The organism is Streptomyces sp. NPDC001933 (assembly GCF_042890955.1).
In the GTDB taxonomy this organism is placed as follows: domain Bacteria; phylum Actinomycetota; class Actinomycetes; order Streptomycetales; family Streptomycetaceae; genus Streptomyces.
Genome location: NZ_JBIASS010000005.1, coordinates 141,186 through 159,005, shown reverse-complemented (window position 1 = coordinate 159,005; position 17,820 = coordinate 141,186). Strand labels below are relative to the sequence as shown.

Here is a 17,820-nt window from a genome sequence, read left to right as displayed (position 1 = left end):
CGCCCGTCACCTCTCCAGCAGCCAGCGCACCAGCGTGACCCCGGAACCGGCCGGGCAGAACACCGCCCGCACCGGTGCACCGATCCGCAGCCGCTCCGGATCGACCGAGTCCAGCGGCGCGTCCGGACCGCTCACCACGTTCCCCACCAGCCGGATCTGCGGGGCGTCCGCCAGCTCGACCACCACCGCGTTGTACGGGGCCTGCGCGGCGTACGCGGGCAGCAGCGGCGGATGCGGCCGTACGTAGGACCAGATGCGGCCGCGTCCGCTCACCGGCCGCCACTCGCTCTCGAAGGACTGGCAGTGCGGGCAGCACGGCCGCGGCGGGAAGCGCAGCCGTCCGCACTCGGGGGCGGCGCACGCCTGGACGCGGAGTTCACCGCGGGCCGCGTACTCCCAGAAGGGGGCGCCGTCCTCGTCCACGACGGGCAGCAGCAGTCCGTCCATCCCGGTCAACTCCCTCAGCTCCTCAGCAGTACGGCGGATGTGGGAACGCCCTCCCCGGCGGTGACCAGGCACGTCCCGGCGTCCGGGACCTGGGCGGTGGAGACGCCGCGCAGCTGCTTGACGCCCTCGTTGATCAGGTTGAAGCCGTGCACATACGCTTCGCTGAGCCCGCCGCCCCCGGTGTTGATGGGCAGCCGCCCGCCGCTCTCCAGCGCCCCGCCCTCGGTGAACGCGGCGCCCTCGCCGCGCCCGCAGAAGCCGTAGCCCTCCAGGGAGAGCGGGATGAGCGGGGTGAACGCGTCGTAGATCTGGGCCACATCGACATCGTCCGGGCCGAAGTCGGCCTGCTTCCACAGCTGCCGGGCGGCCGTCCAGGCGGGTCCGCTGAGCGGGTCGTCGTTCCAGTAGTTGACCATCCCGTGGTGCTGGGCGGGCAGCCCCTGGGCGACGGAGTGGATGTAGACGGGCTTCTGCCGGCAGTCGCGGGCCCGCTCGGCGGAGACGATCACGCAGGCCAGCGCCCCGTCCGTCTCCAGGCAGTTGTCGAAGAGGCAGAGCGGATCACTGATCCAGCGCGAGGTCATATACATGTCGCGGGTCAGCGGCCGTTCGTACATCATCGCGTCCGGGTTCTGGTTGGCCCGGTTGCGGCAGGCGAGGGCGACGTTGAAGAGGTGGTCGCGGGTCGCCCCGTACTCGTGCATGTACCGCCGCGCCAGCATCCCGATCTCGTCGGCCGGCCGCAGCAGCCCGTACGGGCGGGTCCACTGGGCTGGGGTGGGCAGTTGCACGGCGGTGTTCTTCCAGGGCCGCGGTCCCGACCCCCGCTTCCGCGACCGCCAGGCGACACCGACGCTCGCCTGCCCGGTCGCCACGGCGGCGGCGAGGTGCGCGATCGTCGCGCAGGAGCCGCCGCCCCCGTACCCCACCTTGCTGAAGAAGGTGACGTCGCCGGCCCCGATGGCCTTGGCGATCTCCACCTCATCGGTCTCCTCCATCGTGTACGAGGCGAATCCGTCCACCTCCGACGCGGCGATGCCCGCGTCGTCGAGCGCCGCGACGATGGCCCGGCAGGCCAAGGTCTTCTCGGATTCCGGCAGTTGTTTCGCGAAGGCCGTCTGTCCTATGCCGGCTATCGCCGTCGCGTCCTTGAGTGCCGTCACCGCACCTCCCAGGCCGTCATGACTGCTGACAGCGGCTGAGGCTACAGCTAATCTGACGGATAGTCAGCTACTGCGTCAGGAGGGCTAAAGATGCGCGGTGACGAGGAGTGGGGCAGCATCCCGAGGCTGATCCGGGCGGCGGCGCGACGGTACGGGGACCGGGAGGCGGTCGTCGAGGGCCGCACCCGGGTCTCGTACGCCGAACTCGGCGAGCGCGTGGAGCGGGCCGCCGCGGCGTGCATCGCCTCGGGCGTGGAGCCGGGGGACCGGGTCGCGGTCTGGGCCCCGAACACCCTGGACTGGATCGTCTCCGCGCTGGGGGCGGTGACGGCCGGCGCGGTCCTCGTCCCCCTCAACACCCGCTTCAAGGGCAGCGAGGCGGCGTACATCCTGCAGCGCAGCCGGGCGAAGCTCCTCTTCGTCACGGGCACCTTCCTCGGCACGTCGTACGTGGCGTCGTTGCGCCGGGCGGACGTGCGGCTCCCGCACCTGGAGCGGGTGGTGGTGCTCGCCGACTCCGCCCCCGACGACTACGTCACCTGGAAGGACTTCCTCGCGGCGGGGGAGAAGGTGCCCGGGGCCGAGGTGCGAACCCGGGCCGACGCGATCGCCTCCTCGGCCCCCTCCGACATCATCTACACCTCGGGCACCACGGGCCGGCCCAAGGGCGCGGTCATCACCCATGCCCAGACCCTGCGCTGCTACGCGATCTGGAGCGAGCTCGCGGACCTGCGCGAGGGGGACCGCTATCTGATCGTGAACCCGTTCTTCCACACCTTCGGCTACAAGGCGGGCATCATCGCGTGCCTGATGCGGGGCGCGACGATGGTCCCGCAGCCGGTCTTCAACGTGGACACGGCCCTGGCCAACATCGCCGCCGAACGCATCTCGGTGCTGCCCGGCCCGCCCACCCTCCACCAGTCCCTCCTGGACCACCCCGCGCGCTCGACCCACGACCTCTCCGCCCTGCGCCTGGTGGTGACGGGCGCGGCGGTGGTCCCCCTGAAACTGGTGGAACGGCTGCGCAACGAGCTCGGCATCGCCACGGTCCTCACCGCGTACGGCCTCTCCGAGGCGAGCGGCATCGTCACGATGTGCCGCCGTGGCGACCCCGCCGAGACGATCGCCTCGACGTCCGGCCGGGCGATCCCGGACACCGAGGTCCGCGTCCTGGCCGACCCCGGCAGCCCCGGCGAGGTGCTGGTCCGCGGCTTCAACGTGATGCAGGGCTACTTCGAGGACCCGGAGACCACGGCCGCCGCGATCACCCCCGACGGCTGGCTCCACACCGGCGACGTGGGCGTCCTCGACGAGGCGGGCAACCTCCGGATCACCGACCGGATCAAGGACATGTTCATAGTCGGCGGCTTCAACGCGTACCCGGCCGAGATAGAACAACTCCTCGGCCTGCACCCCGACGTGGCCGACGTGGCGGTCATCGGCGTCCCCGACCCCCGCCTCGGCGAGGTCGGCAGGGCCTACGTGGTGCGCCGTCCCGGCGCGACGACGACCGCCGACGACCTGATCGCCTGGTCCCGCCGCGAGATGGCCAACTACAAGGTCCCCAGAGCGGTGGAGTTCGTGCCCGAACTGCCGCGCAACGCGAGCGGCAAGGTGGTGAAGGGGGAGCTGCGGGGGCGGGTATAGCGGTCGGTGGTGGTCGGCGGCGGACGTCGTCGCGGTCCTGGCAGCCCGCCGCAGGCCACGTAGCCCCGGCAAGTAGCGTCTTCGTTCAGTGAGCCCCACCAGCCACCGGACCGAGGAACGACACGTTGAACATCGGCAGCTACTACGAGCCCATCGACGAGCACCGCTACAAGCCCACCGCCCACGCGGGCGGTGCCTGGGACACCGACGAGCAGCACTTCAGCCCGCTCGGCGGCCTCATCGTCCACGCCATGGACCGTCACCTGGCCGCGCGCCCGGACAGCGGCCCGGACAGCGACCCGGACCGCCGGCCGGTCCTGTCCCGGATCAGTTTCGACATCCTCGGGCGGCTCGCCCTCGACGAGTGCGAGATCCGGGTCGAGACCCTCCGGCCCGGCCGCACCATCGAACTGCTCGAAGCCGTTGCCCTGATCGCCGGCCGCCCCGTCGTACGCGCCCGCGCCTGGCTCCTCGCCCCCGGCGACACCACCTCCGTCGCCGGAGGCGCCGAGGACCGGCTCACCCCTCCCCAGGAGCTCAGGTCCTGGCCGATGAGCGAGGTCTGGCCCGGCGGCTACATCGCCTCCATCGACGTCCGCCCGCTCGCCGAACCGCAGCCGGGCCGTACGACCGCCTGGATCTCCACACCCCTGGACCTCGTCGCCGGGCAGACCGCGAGTCCCCTCGCGTCCTACATCGCGCTCGTCGACACCGCCAACGGCATCGCCGTACGCGAGTCGCCGACCGCCTGGATGTTCCCCAACGTCGACCTGACCATCCACCTGCACCGCCGGCCCGAGGGCCGATGGACGGGACTCGACACCACGGTGACCTTCGGCCCCACCGGCCAGGGCGTCACCAGCACCGTCCTGCACGACGCCGACGGGCCGGTCGGCCACGCCCAGCAGATCCTCACCGTCCGCCCCTTGTGACCACCGGCCCCGCCCGGGGTGTTCGGCGGGTACGCGGACGCGGGGGGGGGGGGGGGGCGGGGGGGGGGGGGGCCCCGCCCCCCCGGGGGGGGGGGGGGCCGGGGGGGCGGCCCCCCCCCCCCCCCCCCGGGGTGTCCGGGGGCCCCCCCCCCCCCCCCCGCCCCCCCCCCCCCCGCCCCCCCCCCCCCCCCGCGTCCGCAGGCGTGCAGCGGCCGCGACGGCTCCCCCTCCGCGCCGCCGCGGCCGCTCCCCCGTCGGGTGACGTTCAGGCCTTCTCGGAACCCGCGTGGTTCTCCTGCGTCTTGAGGAGGTCCTTCGGCGTGCTGCCGGCGTGGTTCTCCAGGGTCGTGATGTCCTCGGTCACGCTGCCGGCGTGGTTCTCCAGCGGCTTGACGGTGCCTGCACCGCTGCCCGGGCTGCCGGCGTGGTTCTCCTGAGTGGTCGCACCGGTCTTCGGCTTCAATGCGTCGCTCATGCCTGTCAACTCCCAAAGTTCTTGCTTGCGTGGTCGGCGATGCCCGTCCGGCTGCTCCCCCGTGGGCTGCCGGACGGGCATATCAGGGCCGTTCACCCTAGCGGTGTGGTCCCCCGTACAACCCGCCTGCCCCCCGACACGACGGATCGATGGGCTTAAGACTGACGAGCGGTGATAAACGTTCGATGAACGCCGACGGCTCTCGGCCCGTACCGGTGCGTCAGGCGGCACTGACCGGATTGAGGAGTGCCCGGACCTTGTCCGCCTCCACCGCTCCGAACTGCTCATGGATGGCCAGTGCTTCGGTCCAGCATGCATGGGCCCGATCGATCTGACCGAGGCGTTCGAGGGCGTGTCCCAGGGTGATCAGAACGTTGCCTCGCATCCATTCGCCTCCGATGACCCGCAGGGCCAGGGCCTGCTCCGCGTGCTGGGCCGCCTGCGCGGGGCGCTTGTCGGCCAGGTGTGCCTCGGCGATCCGGAAGTGGGTCGAGCCTTCCCAGAGCCGTTGCCGGTTGCCCCGGAACACGCGCAGCGCCTCGTCGAGCTCCTCCAGGGCGTCGGACGGCCTTCCGGCCTGAGTGAGCGCGATGCCCAGCGCGAAGCGGCCGTTGGCCGTGCGGAGACTGAGTCCCATGCCGTCGAAGATGGCCGTGCCCTGCTGGGCGAGCTCGACCGCGCTGGCGGTGCGGTTCATGTTCACGTGGATGCGCGAGAGATTGCACAGCGCGGATGCCTCGCCGACCAGGTTTCCGTCCGCGCGGTAGTTCTCTATCGCTGCCTTCAGGAACTTCTCGCCCTCTTCGTGCCTGCCCTGGTAGAAGGCGATGATGCCGCGGTCGTTGGGTGCCCAGCACGCGGGGATCGGGTCCTTGGTGCTCTCCGCCAGATCCATTGCGTGCCGTGCCTCCTCGTCGGCCAGCGTGAAACGGCCGGAGACGAGGTAGACGGTCGACAGCGAGGCGCGGGCCCGCGCCTCGGAGCGGGGGTCGGCGGCGGCCCGTGCCGCGTCACGCAGGGCCGCGGCGGTGGTTTCGTACTGGCGGGAGTTCGCGCCCGACTCGGCGAGGTCCTTTGCCGCGCAGAGCAGGTCGACAGCTCGCTGGAGCATTCCGCTCGACGCGCTCTGATGGGCGCAGGCGAGCAGTGAATTGGCCTCGCTGTACAGCCAGTCCACGGCCTGCGGCCCGTCCGTGAATTCGAGTCCCGGGTGCTCGGTGTCCACCAGGTGGGCAACAGCCCGGTCCCCCGGCCGCTCCAGCGCGTACACCCCCGCCGCCGTCGCCAGGTAGAAGTCCAGCAGCCGCGACAGCGCCGACTCCCGCTCCTCCAGGGGCTCTTCGCCCCGCTCCGCGCAGGAACGCGCGTAGAGGCGCACCAGGTCGTGGTAGCGGTAGCGGCCGGGTGCCGCGGACTCCAGGAGGCTGGTGTCGACCAGGGCCTCCAGGAGGTCCTCCGCGACGTGCGCGTCCAGGTTGAGCAGGGCGGCCGCGGCGGCCAGGGAGATGTCGGGGCCGTCCGCCAGGCCCAGGAGGCGGAAGGCGCGGGCCTGGGCGGGCTCCAGCTGGCCGTAGCCGAGCTCGAAGGTGGCCTTCACCGCGAGGTCGCCGGCCTGGAGCTCGTCCAGGCGGCGGCGTTCGTCGGCGAGCTTGGCGGCCAGGACGGAGACCGTCCAGGTGCGGCGGGCGGCCAGGCGGGAGGCGGCGATGCGGATGGCCAGGGGGAGGAAACCGCAGGCGGCGACCACGTCGAGGGCGGCCTCGCGCTCGGAGTTGATCCGCTCCTCGCCCGCGATGCGGGTGAAGAGCTGGAGCGCCTCCTCGGGGGACATCACGTCCAGGTCGACGAGGTGGGCGCCGGCCAGGTCGACCATGCGGACGCGGCTGGTGACCAGGGCCGCGCAGCCCGCGGTGCCGGGGAGGAGGGGGCGGATCTGGGCCGCGTCGTGGGCGTTGTCGAGGAGGACCAGTATGCGGCGGCCGTCCAGCGTGGACCGGTACAGCGCGGCGCGCTCGTCCAGGGAGTCGGGGATCGCCGAGTCCGCCGTGCCCAGGGCGCGCAGGAACGCGCCGAGGACCGTCTCCGGCTCCGCCGCCCGTGCGCCCGCGCCCTGGAGGTCCACGTACAGCTGGCCGTCCGGGAAGTGCTGGCGGGCCTGGTGGGCGACGTGCACGGCGAGGGTGGTCTTGCCGACGCCGCCGATTCCGGCCAGCGCCGAGACGGCCATCACCGAACCCTCGGCGGTCGCCAGCCGGTCGCCCAGTTCGCGTACGAAGGAGGCGCGGCCGGTGAAGTCCGGGACGGTGGCCGGAAGCTGGGCGGGGCGCACCGGGGCCGGGGCGGGAGCCGGTTCGTCCGCGGGGCGGGCGAGTTCCTCGTCGGCCTGCAGGATGCGCTGCTGGAGCTGGGCGAGCGCGGGACGCGGGTCGACGCCCAGTTCGTCGGCGAGCAGCCTGCGGGTGTCGGCGTAGACGGCCAGCGCCTCGGCCTGGCGGCCACTGCGGTACAGGGCGACCATCAGGAGCTCGCGCAGCCGCTCCCGCAGCGGGTGCGCGGCCGTGAGCGCGGTCAGCTCGGAGACCGCCTCCGCGTGGCAGCCGACCTCCAGGTCCAGGTCCAGGCGGGTCTCGGTGAGCTGGAGCCGCCACTCCTCCAGACGGGTCCGCTGGTTCTCGGCGTACGGTCCGGGCACGGAGGCCAGCGCCTCGCCGTCCCACAGCCCGAGCGCCTTCCCGAGCAGGGCTCGGGCCTGGCCGCGGTCGCCGGACGCACGGGCCTTGTCCGCGTCGGCCGCCAGCTCCTGGGCCATCGTCACGTCGAGGGCGTCGGGGCCGGTCCGGATCGCGTACCCGCCGGCGTCGCTGACCAGCGTCTGCGGGTCGAGGACCTTGCGGAGCCGGGAGGCGTACGTACGTATGGTGGCGAGCGCCTGGGAGGGCGGCTCGTCGCCCCAGATGGCGTCGATGAGCTCCGAGGCGGTGGCCGTGCGGCCGCCGCGCAGCAGGAGTGCCGCCAGCAGGGCGCGCTGCTGCGGCGAACCGGACGACAGGGCTTCGCCGTCCCGCCAGGCCCGCACCGGGCCGAGCACGGAGAAGCGCAGATCGGTGCCGCCCGCCGACCGCTGTTGTGGAGCGCGTTGCTCCGGAACACGCACGCGTGGCCCGATGTCACGGTCCATTGCTGCCCCCTGCCCTGCTCGCCCCGCCTGTGCTGCCCATCGTGCTTGATGCTGTCCGCCTGGATTGCCCGCCCGTGTGCCGGTCCGGGGCGGGTGGATCCGGATTGCTCGGTACCGCTGGTATCGCGCTCAACAGTCTGCCTTGTCTTGGGTGGCACGTCAGCAGTGGGTGACGCTCTGCACAAGGCCTCGACAACGATTACGGGACGGGGTCGGGTCCGGGTAGCTGACGGTTCGTCAGATCGGCGCTACGGTGGTGTGCATGGAGACCTTCCCGAAGATCATCTCGGTGGACGACCACACGGTGGAGCCCGCTCATGTCTGGCGGGACCGGCTCCCGTCCAAGTACCTCGACCGCGGCCCGCGGATCGTCCGCGCACCGCTCAAGGAAATGACCTTCATGGGCGGGAAGTTCGCGCCTGTGATGGGTGCGAAGGGCGAAGACGGGCCGATCGGCGACTGGTGGGTGTACGAGGATCTGCACCGCCCGCTCACCCGGCTCGACACCGCGGTCGGCTACGACCGGGACGAGATCAAGCTGGAGATCATCACCTACGAGCAGATGCGTCCGGGTTCGTTCTCGGTCCCCGATCGGCTCGCCGACATGGACGTCAACCACGTCCAGTCCGCGCTCTGCTTCCCCACCTTCCCGCGCTTCTGCGGCCAGACCTTCACCGAAGCGAAGGACCGCGAACTGGGGCTGCTCGGAGTGCGCGCGTACAACGACTGGATGGTCGAGGAGTGGTGCGGGCCCGAGGCGCACGGCCGGCTCATCCCGCTCACCCTGATCCCGCTCTGGGACGCGGAGCTGGCCGCGGCCGAGGTCCGGCGCAACGCGGCGCGCGGCGTGCGCGCGGTGGCGTTCTCCGAGATACCCCCGCACCTCGGACTGCCGTCGATTCACACGGATGAGTGGGATCCCTTCCTGCGCGCCTGTGACGAGACCGGGACGGTGATCGCGATGCACATCGGCTCGTCCTCGAAGATGCCGTCCACCTCGGCGGACGCCCCGCCCGCCGTCGGCTCCACCATCACCTTCGCCAACTGCTGCTTCTCGATGGTCGACTGGCTGATGAGCGGCAAGTTCGAAAGGTTCCCGAACCTCAGGATCATGTACGCGGAGGGACAGATCGGCTGGATCCCGTACATCCTGGAACGTGCCGACGTGGTCTGGGAGGAGAACCGGGCCTGGGGCGGCGTCGCCGACAAGGTCCACCGCCCGCCGTCGGAGCTGTTCGCCGACCATGTCTTCGGCTGCTTCTTCGACGACGCCTTCGGGCTGAAGAACCTGGACTCGATCGGTGTGGGGAACGTCCTGTACGAGACGGACTACCCGCACTCCGACTCCACATGGCCCAAGTCGCGCGAGGTCGGCGAGGCGCAGATGGGGCATCTGGACGCCGATGTGGTGGACCGGATCGTGCGCCGCAACGCGATCGACCTGCTGGGGCTGACGGACGACGGGCTGTGGGCGGGGCCCGGCGGCGGGCACTAGGGCCTCTCGGTCGGATCATGCCGGGCTCGCGTGCCCCGCTCCCTGATCCGGCCTGATCCAGGCGAAAGACCCCAGGGTGGAAAAGAACGTGACACTTCGGGTGCCGAGTGTCACGTTCTTTTCCTGTTACGGGTGTCCGGAGCGGGTCAGACCTTGATGACCGGCTCCTGAAGCTCCGTCACCCACTGGTCCCGGTCCTCGGGGCACTCCAGGTTGATCTCCCGGGCGTACCCCGCGGACCGGTAGCCGTTGGCGTCGATCCAGCGGGCCAGGGTCTGGGACGTCGACAGGACGCCGTCCATCGAACCCCGGTGGACGATGGTCGCCGCCTCGAACGGGGGCAGCTCGACCACCGTGATCCCGGTGCCGCCCAGCGGGCCCACCGGCGCGGAAACCGTGACCCCCGCGTGGACGACGACCGCACCGCCGCCCTCCGGGGCGTCCTCGTAGTACGCGATCCCGGGACCGCTCGGAGCGACGCCCGCCTCTCCCAGCAGCGGGAACAGCCGGTCGTACAGCGGAACGATCACCGGAGTGATGTCCTCCGGCTCGTAGCCGGACGCGGTGCCGGTCAGCTCGGCGACCCGTACCGCGGCAACACTTTTGACGACGACATCGTCCACGGACATGCTTCCCTCGCTCTCGATCGACCGGAGCCTCGCCTCGATCTGCGTCAGCCGTGCGGCCGCCGCCCGCATGGCCTCCTCCAGCTCCGCCCGGCGCAGCCGCAGCATCCCCCGCAGCTCCTCCGGCCCCACCTGCTCGTCGAGGATGGCCCGCACCTGCTGGAGCGTGAAGCCGAGATCCTTCAGAGCGATGACGCGGTTGAGGCGGGCGAGCTGGGCGGCGCCGTAGAAGCGGTAGCCGGTGGCGGGGTCGGTGCGGTCGGGGCGCAGCAGCCCGATGGCGTCGTAGTGACGCAGCATCCGGGTCGACACCCGTCCGTACCTGGCGAAGTCTCCGATGGTGAACATGATGTGTCCCAGCCCACCGCTTCACACGGTGTCAAGGTCAAGCGCCGCCGCCCGGGGCCCGGCACCGGAAGGAGAAGAAGGCGAAGGTGAAGGCGAACGGGAAGGTGAAGGAGAAGGAAGGGGAAAAGGGGAAGAGAAAGGGATGGGAAAAGGCAGGAGCCCCGTTCCCCGCCGAAGCGGAGGAGCGGGGCTCCTTGGGTACTACTAGCCGGCCGCGATCGGCCGACCCGGGCAACTAGGCCGGGGTGACGTTCTCAGCCTGCGGACCCTTGGGTCCCTGAGTGACGTCGAAGTTCACGACCTGGTTCTCCTCGAGGGAGCGGAACCCGGACGCGTTGATCGCGGAGTAGTGGACGAAGACATCCGGGCCGCCGCCGTCCTGGGCGATGAAGCCGAAGCCCTTTTCAGCGTTGAACCACTTGACGGTTCCGGTAGCCATAAGCCCTCCTTGGGCCAAAGGGTTGCCCTGCTCCAGAACCTGCAAAGAAGTCTGAAAACTACAAAAGCCTGCGGGTTACATGCTCCGCAGGCTCTGTACTGCAAGGGAAACCAAACTGCAACTTGCGTCGAGCCTAGCACGCAGCGTGTATCGAAGGGTAGAGGGAAAGATCACTTCACTCGGATGTTTGATTGCCGTGCCGATGAGCTGACGAAGTGGGCTTGCGGGAGGGTGTCGCAGGGGTGACTTCCGGGGGTACGGAGGGGGTCTCCGGAGCCCCGGAGGGCGCTCCCGGGAGCGAGATCGGGTGTGCCCCGCGCCCCCGGTGCCGTCCGGATCGCGCCACGGGTCTAGCCTCGCGATGTGGACAATTCAACCGTCTCAACCGTCGCAGGCGACGACCGTCGCAGCAGGCCGCGCGTCGGCCACATCCAGTTCCTGAACTGCCTTCCCCTGTACTGGGGGCTGGCGCGCACCGGGACCCTGCTCGACCTGGAGCTCTCGAAGGACACCCCGGAGAAGCTCAGCGAGCAGCTGATCAGGGGCGATCTGGACATCGGCCCCGTCACGCTGGTCGAGTACCTGCGCAACGCCGACGACCTGGTCGCCTTCCCCGACATCGCGGTGGGCTGCGACGGGCCCGTCATGTCGTGCGTGATCGTGTCCCAGGTGCCGCTGGACCAGCTCGACCGGGCCCGGGTGGCCCTCGGCTCGACCTCGCGCACCTCCGTCCGCCTGGCCCAACTGCTGCTCGCCGAGCGGTACGGGGTCAGCCCGGACTACTACACCTGCCCGCCGGACCTCGGCCTGATGATGCAGGAGGCGGACGCCGCCGTGCTGATCGGCGACGCCGCGCTGCGCGCCAACCTGCACGACGCGCCCCGGCTCGGCCTCCAGGTCCACGACCTGGGGCAGATGTGGAAGGAATGGACCGGGCTGCCGTTCGTCTTCGCGGTCTGGGCGGCCCGCAAGGACTACCTGGCGGCCGAACCCGACCGGGTGGGCAAGGTGCACGAGGCGTTCCTGGCCTCGCGGGACCTCTCCCTGGAGGAGGTCACCAAGGTCGCGGAGCAGGCGGCGCGTTGGGAGGCCTTCGACTCGGAGGTGCTGGAGCGGTACTTCACGACCCTGGACTTCCGCTTCGGCCCGGACCAGCTGGCGGGCGTGCAGGAGTTCGCGCGCCGGGTCGGCCCGACGACCGGCTTCCCGGCGGACGTGAAGGTTGAGCTGCTCGGCGGCTGAGGCGGACCGGAAGCGGGGCGCGGCGCGGGGGCGCGGGTACGGGAGTGCGGAGCGCGGGGCGTGCGCCTCGCGCGGGAATGCCCGGGGTATAGGTGAATCCCGAACCTTTCGGGGTCGCTTATCCCTTCCCGTGGACTCTCCCGCCGCTTCCCGTCGCTTCTCCCTATGTCCTTCTGCCGGTACGGGCTCGATTCGGGTTAATACGCGTCGAATAGCCGATTCCCGGACGATGTCCGCCGAGCGTCCCGGCCGGTCCCGGAATCGCTCGGGTGAACGACGCATTCACGCCTTTTGTTGTATCGAAAGCAGTTGTTCGTTCCCTTGGGGTCGAAATAGGCGGATGGTTTCCTCTGTGACCTGATGACCTTCGCCCCCTAGGCTTCGGTCGGAGGTCAGGCCGGTCCACAGGGGGAGTGTCCATATGCAGCCGCTGGAAGCCGGCGAACCGCTGACCATCGGTGCCTACCGATTGCTCGGCAGGCTCGGTGCGGGCGGTATGGGCCGGGTCTATCTGGGGCGCAGCGCGGGCGGACGCACCGTCGCGGTCAAGGTCGTGCACCCCCATTTCGCGCTGGACGAGCAGTTCCGCGCGCGCTTCCGGCGCGAGGTGGACGCGGCCCGGCGGATCGGTGCGCAGTGGACGGCCCCGGTGCTGGACGCGGACCCGGACGCGCCCATTCCGTGGGTCGCCACCGGCTACGTGGCCGGCCCCCCGCTCTCCGCCGCGGTCGCCGAGCACGGCCCGCTGCCCGAGAACGCGGTGCGGACGCTGGGCGCCGGGCTCGGGGAGGCGCTGGCGGCGGTGCACGGGCAGGGCCTCATCCACCGTGATGTGAAGCCGTCCAACGTACTGCTGGCCTTGGACGGCCCCCGGCTGATCGACTTCGGCATCGCCCACGCCATCGGCGCCACCGCCTCGCTCACCTCCACCGGCGTCTCGGTCGGCTCGCCCGGCTACATGGCGCCGGAGCAGATCCGGGGCGTAGACATCTCGGGCGCCGCCGATGTCTTCTCGCTCGGCGCGGTGCTCGCGTACGCGGCGACCGGCACCGCCCCCTTCCTCGGCGACTCCTCCGCCGTGCTCCTCTACAAGGTGGTGCACGAGGAGCCCGAACTGGGGGAGTTGGAGGGGGACCTGCGGGAGGTCATCGCCGGGTGCCTGGAGAAGGAGCCCGAGGACCGGCCCACGCCCGTGGAACTGGCCCGGCGGCTGGCGCCGGGCGGGGCCGCCGCGCTGGTGGCGGCCGGCTGGCTGCCCGGACCGCTGGTGCGCGAGGTCAGCCGCACGGCGGTCGCGCTGCTGGACCTGGAGCCGCAGGACGCGCCGGTGCAGTCGGGGCCGGTGCCGTTCAGTGGCGCGGCGTGGGGTGCGGGCGGCGCCGATGGCATGAGCGGGGCGAACGGGGTCGGGAGTGTGGGCGGCGGGTTCGGTTCGCCGGCCGAGCCCTTCCCCACGCACGACCCGACCCGGCTGTCCCATCCGGGCGTACTGCCCTCGTGGCCCGCGGCCGCGGGCACGGCCGGGTCGGCCGGGGCGGCGGGGGTCCCCGGGCCGTCGCCGCGCACCGGTGACTCCGGGCTGCCCGGCCAACGCACGGCCGACCCCCGTTTCTCCGTCAACGTCAGCGCGGACTCCTCCCCGGCCCGGCCGGACGCGAACCGTGGCCGGCGTCTCAGCTGCACCGTCGCCCTCGCGGTGGCGGGCGCGCTCGCCACCGTGACCGTGGGCAGCGCGTTCCTCTTCGACCTGATGCCGGGCGGCAGCGGCGGGAACGACGCCGGGCACGGCAACGTCGGCAGCACCCCGCCCGCCGCCACCCCGTCCGGTGGGCCGTCGCAGCCGACGGACTCGGGCACGGGGAGCCCGGAGCAGATCAGCGAACTCCCGAAGGAGTTCATCGGCACCTGGCAGGGCCCGGTCACCGAGAAGACCACCGGACAGCCGCACGGCACGCTCACCGCCGTCTTCACCGCGGGGAAGACGGGCACGGACGTGGTCCGGATGAACACCGAGGTCACCAGCCTCGGGGTCACCGTCAGCTGCAACAGCGTCGCCAGCCTCACCTCCGGCACCGCCGAGGAGCTGACGCTCCATGAGCGCGTCGACCCGGACCGGCCCAGCACCCCGGCCCTGTGCTCCTCCACCACCACCGACGTCCACTTCACCCTGGCCGCCGACGGCACCCTGCGTTTCCGGTCCGAGGAACGGGGCGCGGGCCTGCCGTACGGCACGCTGAGCCGGTCCGGCGGCTGACCCCGCAAGGGGCTGGCGTACGCTGAACCGGTCCGTAGATCCGTTGAAAAACCGCCGAAAGGTGACAGCCCGGTGACCGAGAAGGCCGACCTCCAGCCCATCCTCGACCGAGCCGCCGAGGGCGGTCGGATCTCCCCGGAGGAGGCGCTCGACCTCTACCGCTCGGCGCCGCTGCACGCGCTGGGCGCGGCCGCCGACGCCGTACGCCGCCGCCGTTACGCCGGTACGGAGCACATCGCGACGTACATCATCGAGCGCAACATCAACTACACCAACGTCTGTGTCACGGCCTGCAAGTTCTGCGCCTTCTACGCCGCGCCGAAGGACACCGCCAAGGGCTGGTCCCGCGACCTCGACGACATCCTGCGCCGCTGCGCGGAGACCGTCGAACTCGGCGGCACGCAGATCATGTTCCAGGGCGGGCACCACCCGGACTACGGCGTCGAGTACTACGAGGAGCACTTCTCCGCGATCAAGAAGGCGTTCCCGCAGCTGGTCATCCACTCGCTGGGCGCCTCCGAGGTCGAGCACATGGCCCGGATCTCCGAGGTCTCCGTCGAGGAGGCCATCCAGCGCATCCACGCCGCCGGTCTCGACTCCTTCGCGGGGGCCGGCGCCGAGCTGCTGCCGGCCCGGCCGCGCACCGCGATCGCCCCGCTCAAGGAGTCCGGCGAGCGCTGGCTGGAGATCATGGAGATCGCCCACCGCCTCGGTGTCGAGTCCACCTCCACCATGCTGATGGGCACCGGCGAGACCAACGCCGAGCGCATCGAGCACCTGCGGATGATCCGCGACGTACAGGACCGGACGGGCGGCTTCCGCGCGTTCATCCCGTACACGTACCAGCCGGAGAACAACAAGCTGAAGGGCCGGACGCAGGCCACGCTCTTCGAGTACCTGCGGATGATCGCCATCGCCCGGATCTTCCTCGACAACGTCGCCCACATCCAGGGCTCCTGGCTGACCACCGGCAAGGAGGTCGGCCAGCTGTCGCTGCACTACGGCGCCGACGACCTCGGCTCGATCATGCTGGAGGAGAACGTCGTCTCCTCGGCGGGTGCCAAGCACCGCTCCAACCGCCTGGAGATCATCGACCTGATCCGCAAGGCGGACCGGGTGCCGGCCCAGCGCGCCACCACGTACGAGCACCTCGTCGTCCACGACGACCCGGCGAACGACCCGGTCGACGAGCGCGTCGTCTCGCACATCTCGTCCACGGCGATCGAGGGCGGCACGGCCCACCCGGAGCTGAAGCTCCTCAACGCCAACTGAGCCCGCCTTGCTGACGGTTCACGCCGCCGACGCGGTGCACGGCGCCCCCGACGGGGCGGACTCCGTGGCCGTGGACGGCGGCGTGGTCGTCGCCGTTGGCGCGTACGGGGAGCTGACCGCCGCCCGTCCGCAGGCCCGGGTCCGGCGGTGGTCCGGGCTGATCACCCCGGGGCTGCTGAACGAGGCGGCCCCGGCGCTGCTGGAGGCCGCCTACCACCCGGACCCGCGCGAGGCCGACGAGCTGGGCACCGAACCGCTCACCGGCGACGCGCTCACCGCACTCGGCATGGACGACGCCCGCTGGGGCGCGAGTGCCCGGCGCGGCCTGCAACGGATGCTGCGGCACGGCACGACCGCCGTCCGGGGCCCGTTCGCCCACCCCGCCGTGCGCACCGCGGTCGCCCGCTCGGGCCTTCGCGTCCACGCCCCCTGCCCGGTGCCGGGACGACACGTGTCGCTCGACCCGCTGGCCGGGGTGGCGGAGCCGGGCGAGGCGTTCGCGACGGCGCTGACCGTCGGCGGGCCCGCGGACCTGGCGGTGTTCGGGGTGGCGGACCTGGCGGCGCTGCGGGCCGAGGGCGCGGGGAGCTGCGTGGCGACGGTGCTCGGCGGCCGGCTGGTCTTCCGCCGCAGCTGACACGTACGCGCTGCGGGCCGGCTCACGGCACCTGCGGGCCGCCCAGATAGCGGCCCTTCGCGTCGTACGGCCAGGCGTTGGCGACGCACCCCTTCAGCCCGTCGATCTGCTGCATCATCGCGGGGGCGGGGCGGCCCTTGCCCGGACAGGTCTCGTGGCCGTGGCCCAGCCAGTGGCCGACCTCGTGGTTGATGATCAGTGCCCGGTACTCGCCGAGCGGGCCGTGGAACTCGGGCGATCCCCGCTGCCAGCGTTTGAGGTTGACTATGACGTCGGCGCCGACCCGGCAGTTGACCTCGCCGTGGGTGTCGAGGCCGCCCTTCCGGCAGATGGCGTCGGTGGTCGCGGGGGTGGCGATCCGCACGACGAGTCCGGCCGGTCCTTCGGAGACCCGGTGGAAGGTGTGCTCGCCGTGGTGCGACCAGCCCCGTGGCGCGGCCAGGACGCGGGCGATCTCGGCGGCGGCCCGGTCCGGATCGACGCCCGAACCGTCCTCCACCTCGACCCGGTACGCCAGACCTCTTTCGCCGCCCCCGCCCCCGCCGGTGTCCTGGGCGCGGGCGACGGTGAACTTCCCGGTGCCCGGCGAACTCCCGGACGCGGACGGCGCGGACGCCCCGGACGGCTCCTCCTCGGCGCCGGTGCTCCACCGGGGCCCCAGCACGGCGGCGGCGCAGATCAGCGCCGCCGGAACGACCACGGCGGCGGACAGGCGTCTTCGGCGGCCCTCGGGCCCTGCACCTCGTGCGGACATCTGGGCTCCCCCCTGGATCCCGGCGGCTCGGTGCCCCCACTTGTACTGACCACCGATCGAACCGATTGGTTCAGCCCACTCGGGTAACGACTCGCGACCGGCGCGGAGCGGCGCGGACCGGGCTGCTTGAATGGACGGGTGACCCGAGCATCCCTGGACAAGCAGCCGCACGAAGTCGCCTCGATGTTCGACGGCGTGGCGGCCAACTACGACCTCACCAACGATGTGCTGTCGCTCGGCCAGGCCCGGCTGTGGCGCAAGGAGGTCGCGAAGGCGGTGCACGCCCGGCCCGCGGAGAAGATCCTCGACCTGGCCGCGGGCACGGCGACGTCCTCGCTGCCGTTCGCCGCGACCGGCGCGTACGTCGTGCCGTGCGACTTCTCCCTCGGCATGCTCCAGGAGGGCAAGAAGCGCAACTCCTGGCTGCCCTTCACCGCGGGCGACGCCACCCGGCTGCCGTTCCGCGACGAGAGCTTCGACGCGGTGACGATCTCCTTCGGGCTGCGCAACGTCCAGGACACGGACGCGGCGCTGCGCGAGCTGTACCGGGTGACCAAGCCGGGCGGCCGGGTGGTGATCTGCGAGTTCTCGCAGCCGACCTGGGCGCCGTTCCGCACGGTCTACACCGAGTACCTGATGCGGGCGTTGCCGCCGGTCGCGCGTGCGGTGTCGTCCAACCCCGACGCGTACGTCTACCTCGCCGAGTCCATCCGCGCCTGGCCCGACCAGCCCGGACTCGCGGCCGCGCTCCAGCGGGCCGGCTGGTCGAAGGTCGCCTGGCGAAACCTCACCGGCGGTGTGGTGGCGCTGCACCGGGGCGTGCGCCCCTGAGGCAACGGTTCGGCGACTTCCGCCGACGGGAACCGGGCGGCCGGGAAGATGTGTCCGTTGAAGCACACATGTCTTCGCCG

Annotated in this window: 15 protein-coding genes; 8 read left to right on the top strand and 7 right to left on the bottom strand. The window is 71.7% G+C overall.

Features of this window, described 5'->3' with window-relative positions:
* Window positions 1–6 precede the first annotated feature (6 nt).
* Window positions 7–447, bottom strand: coding sequence for a Zn-ribbon domain-containing OB-fold protein (locus ACFYY7_RS14445; RefSeq protein WP_388661409.1), 441 nt, complete (start codon window positions 445–447; stop codon window positions 7–9).
* Window positions 448–461: 14 nt separating this feature from the next.
* Window positions 462–1,610, bottom strand: a complete 1,149-nt coding sequence (locus ACFYY7_RS14440; protein WP_388661406.1) for a lipid-transfer protein — start codon at window positions 1,608–1,610, stop codon at window positions 462–464.
* Window positions 1,611–1,700: 90 nt separating this feature from the next.
* Here ACFYY7_RS14440 and ACFYY7_RS14435 point away from each other — a divergent pair, with 90 nt between their 5' ends.
* Window positions 1,701–3,257 carry a FadD3 family acyl-CoA ligase gene (locus ACFYY7_RS14435; RefSeq protein ID WP_388661404.1) on the top strand — a complete coding sequence of 519 codons (1,557 nt, stop codon included), beginning with the start codon at window positions 1,701–1,703 and terminating at the stop codon, window positions 3,255–3,257.
* Window positions 3,258–3,382: 125 nt separating this feature from the next.
* On the top strand, window positions 3,383–4,189 hold the full coding sequence (locus ACFYY7_RS14430; protein ID WP_388661401.1) for a thioesterase family protein: 807 nt from the start codon (window positions 3,383–3,385) through the stop codon (window positions 4,187–4,189).
* 265 nt (window positions 4,190–4,454) lie between these two features.
* Here the strand turns inward: ACFYY7_RS14430 and ACFYY7_RS14425 are convergent, their stop codons facing one another.
* On the bottom strand, window positions 4,455–4,664 hold the full coding sequence (locus ACFYY7_RS14425; protein ID WP_376310685.1) for a hypothetical protein: 210 nt from the start codon (window positions 4,662–4,664) through the stop codon (window positions 4,455–4,457).
* A 220-nt stretch (window positions 4,665–4,884) separates the two neighbouring features.
* Window positions 4,885–7,842 carry a BTAD domain-containing putative transcriptional regulator gene (locus ACFYY7_RS14420; protein WP_388661398.1) on the bottom strand — a complete coding sequence of 986 codons (2,958 nt, stop codon included), beginning with the start codon at window positions 7,840–7,842 and terminating at the stop codon, window positions 4,885–4,887.
* A gap of 262 nt (window positions 7,843–8,104) precedes the next feature.
* Between ACFYY7_RS14420 and ACFYY7_RS14415 the strand changes: the two genes are divergently transcribed.
* Entirely contained in the window at window positions 8,105–9,337 is a 1,233-nt protein-coding gene (locus ACFYY7_RS14415; protein ID WP_388661395.1) for an amidohydrolase family protein, read from the top strand.
* A gap of 146 nt (window positions 9,338–9,483) precedes the next feature.
* Here the strand turns inward: ACFYY7_RS14415 and ACFYY7_RS14410 are convergent, their stop codons facing one another.
* Window positions 9,484–10,311, bottom strand: coding sequence for a MerR family transcriptional regulator (locus ACFYY7_RS14410; RefSeq protein ID WP_266730539.1), 828 nt, complete (start codon window positions 10,309–10,311; stop codon window positions 9,484–9,486).
* Between the two features lie 235 nt (window positions 10,312–10,546).
* Window positions 10,547–10,750, bottom strand: coding sequence for a cold-shock protein (locus ACFYY7_RS14405; protein ID WP_003967102.1), 204 nt, complete (start codon window positions 10,748–10,750; stop codon window positions 10,547–10,549).
* Window positions 10,751–11,113: 363 nt separating this feature from the next.
* Between ACFYY7_RS14405 and ACFYY7_RS14400 the strand changes: the two genes are divergently transcribed.
* The 4 genes from ACFYY7_RS14400 to ACFYY7_RS14385 all read left to right on the top strand — a co-directional run bounded on the left by ACFYY7_RS14400 (window position 11,114) and on the right by ACFYY7_RS14385 (window position 16,155).
* Window positions 11,114–11,992, top strand: coding sequence for a menaquinone biosynthesis protein (locus ACFYY7_RS14400; protein WP_351259280.1), 879 nt, complete (start codon window positions 11,114–11,116; stop codon window positions 11,990–11,992).
* 421 nt (window positions 11,993–12,413) lie between these two features.
* The gene (locus ACFYY7_RS14395) at window positions 12,414–14,246 is read left to right on the top strand and encodes a serine/threonine-protein kinase (protein WP_388661390.1); all 1,833 of its coding nucleotides are present in this window, start codon (window positions 12,414–12,416) and stop codon (window positions 14,244–14,246) included.
* Between the two features lie 72 nt (window positions 14,247–14,318).
* Window positions 14,319–15,518, top strand: a complete 1,200-nt coding sequence (gene mqnC, locus ACFYY7_RS14390) for a cyclic dehypoxanthinyl futalosine synthase (protein WP_388661387.1) — start codon at window positions 14,319–14,321, stop codon at window positions 15,516–15,518.
* Window positions 15,519–15,525: 7 nt separating this feature from the next.
* Window positions 15,526–16,155, top strand: a complete 630-nt coding sequence (locus ACFYY7_RS14385; protein ID WP_388661384.1) for a hypothetical protein — start codon at window positions 15,526–15,528, stop codon at window positions 16,153–16,155.
* 22 nt (window positions 16,156–16,177) lie between these two features.
* Here the strand turns inward: ACFYY7_RS14385 and ACFYY7_RS14380 are convergent, their stop codons facing one another.
* Complete coding sequence (locus tag ACFYY7_RS14380) at window positions 16,178–16,909, bottom strand: DUF3152 domain-containing protein (protein ID WP_388661381.1); 732 nt, start codon at window positions 16,907–16,909, stop codon at window positions 16,178–16,180.
* Between the two features lie 138 nt (window positions 16,910–17,047).
* Here ACFYY7_RS14380 and ACFYY7_RS14375 point away from each other — a divergent pair, with 138 nt between their 5' ends.
* Window positions 17,048–17,740, top strand: coding sequence for a demethylmenaquinone methyltransferase (locus ACFYY7_RS14375; RefSeq protein ID WP_266730529.1), 693 nt, complete (start codon window positions 17,048–17,050; stop codon window positions 17,738–17,740).
* The last annotated feature ends 80 nt before the right edge of the window (window positions 17,741–17,820 follow it).

Bases quoted from the DNA above. Each gene is read 5' to 3' on its own strand.
- ACFYY7_RS14445 (WP_388661409.1), bottom strand. From the start codon at position 447: ATGGACGGACTGCTGCTGCCCGTCGTGGACGAGGACGGCGCCCCCTTC.
- ACFYY7_RS14435 (WP_388661404.1), top strand. From the start codon at position 1,701: ATGCGCGGTGACGAGGAGTGGGGCAGCATCCCGAGGCTGATCCGGGCG.
- ACFYY7_RS14425 (WP_376310685.1), bottom strand. From the start codon at position 4,664: ATGAGCGACGCATTGAAGCCGAAGACCGGTGCGACCACTCAGGAGAAC.
- ACFYY7_RS14420 (WP_388661398.1), bottom strand. From the start codon at position 7,842: ATGGACCGTGACATCGGGCCACGCGTGCGTGTTCCGGAGCAACGCGCT.
- ACFYY7_RS14415 (WP_388661395.1), top strand. From the start codon at position 8,105: ATGGAGACCTTCCCGAAGATCATCTCGGTGGACGACCACACGGTGGAG.
- ACFYY7_RS14410 (WP_266730539.1), bottom strand. From the start codon at position 10,311: ATGTTCACCATCGGAGACTTCGCCAGGTACGGACGGGTGTCGACCCGG.
- ACFYY7_RS14405 (WP_003967102.1), bottom strand. From the start codon at position 10,750: ATGGCTACCGGAACCGTCAAGTGGTTCAACGCTGAAAAGGGCTTCGGC.
- ACFYY7_RS14395 (WP_388661390.1), top strand. From the start codon at position 12,414: ATGCAGCCGCTGGAAGCCGGCGAACCGCTGACCATCGGTGCCTACCGA.
- ACFYY7_RS14380 (WP_388661381.1), bottom strand. From the start codon at position 16,909: ATGTCCGCACGAGGTGCAGGGCCCGAGGGCCGCCGAAGACGCCTGTCC.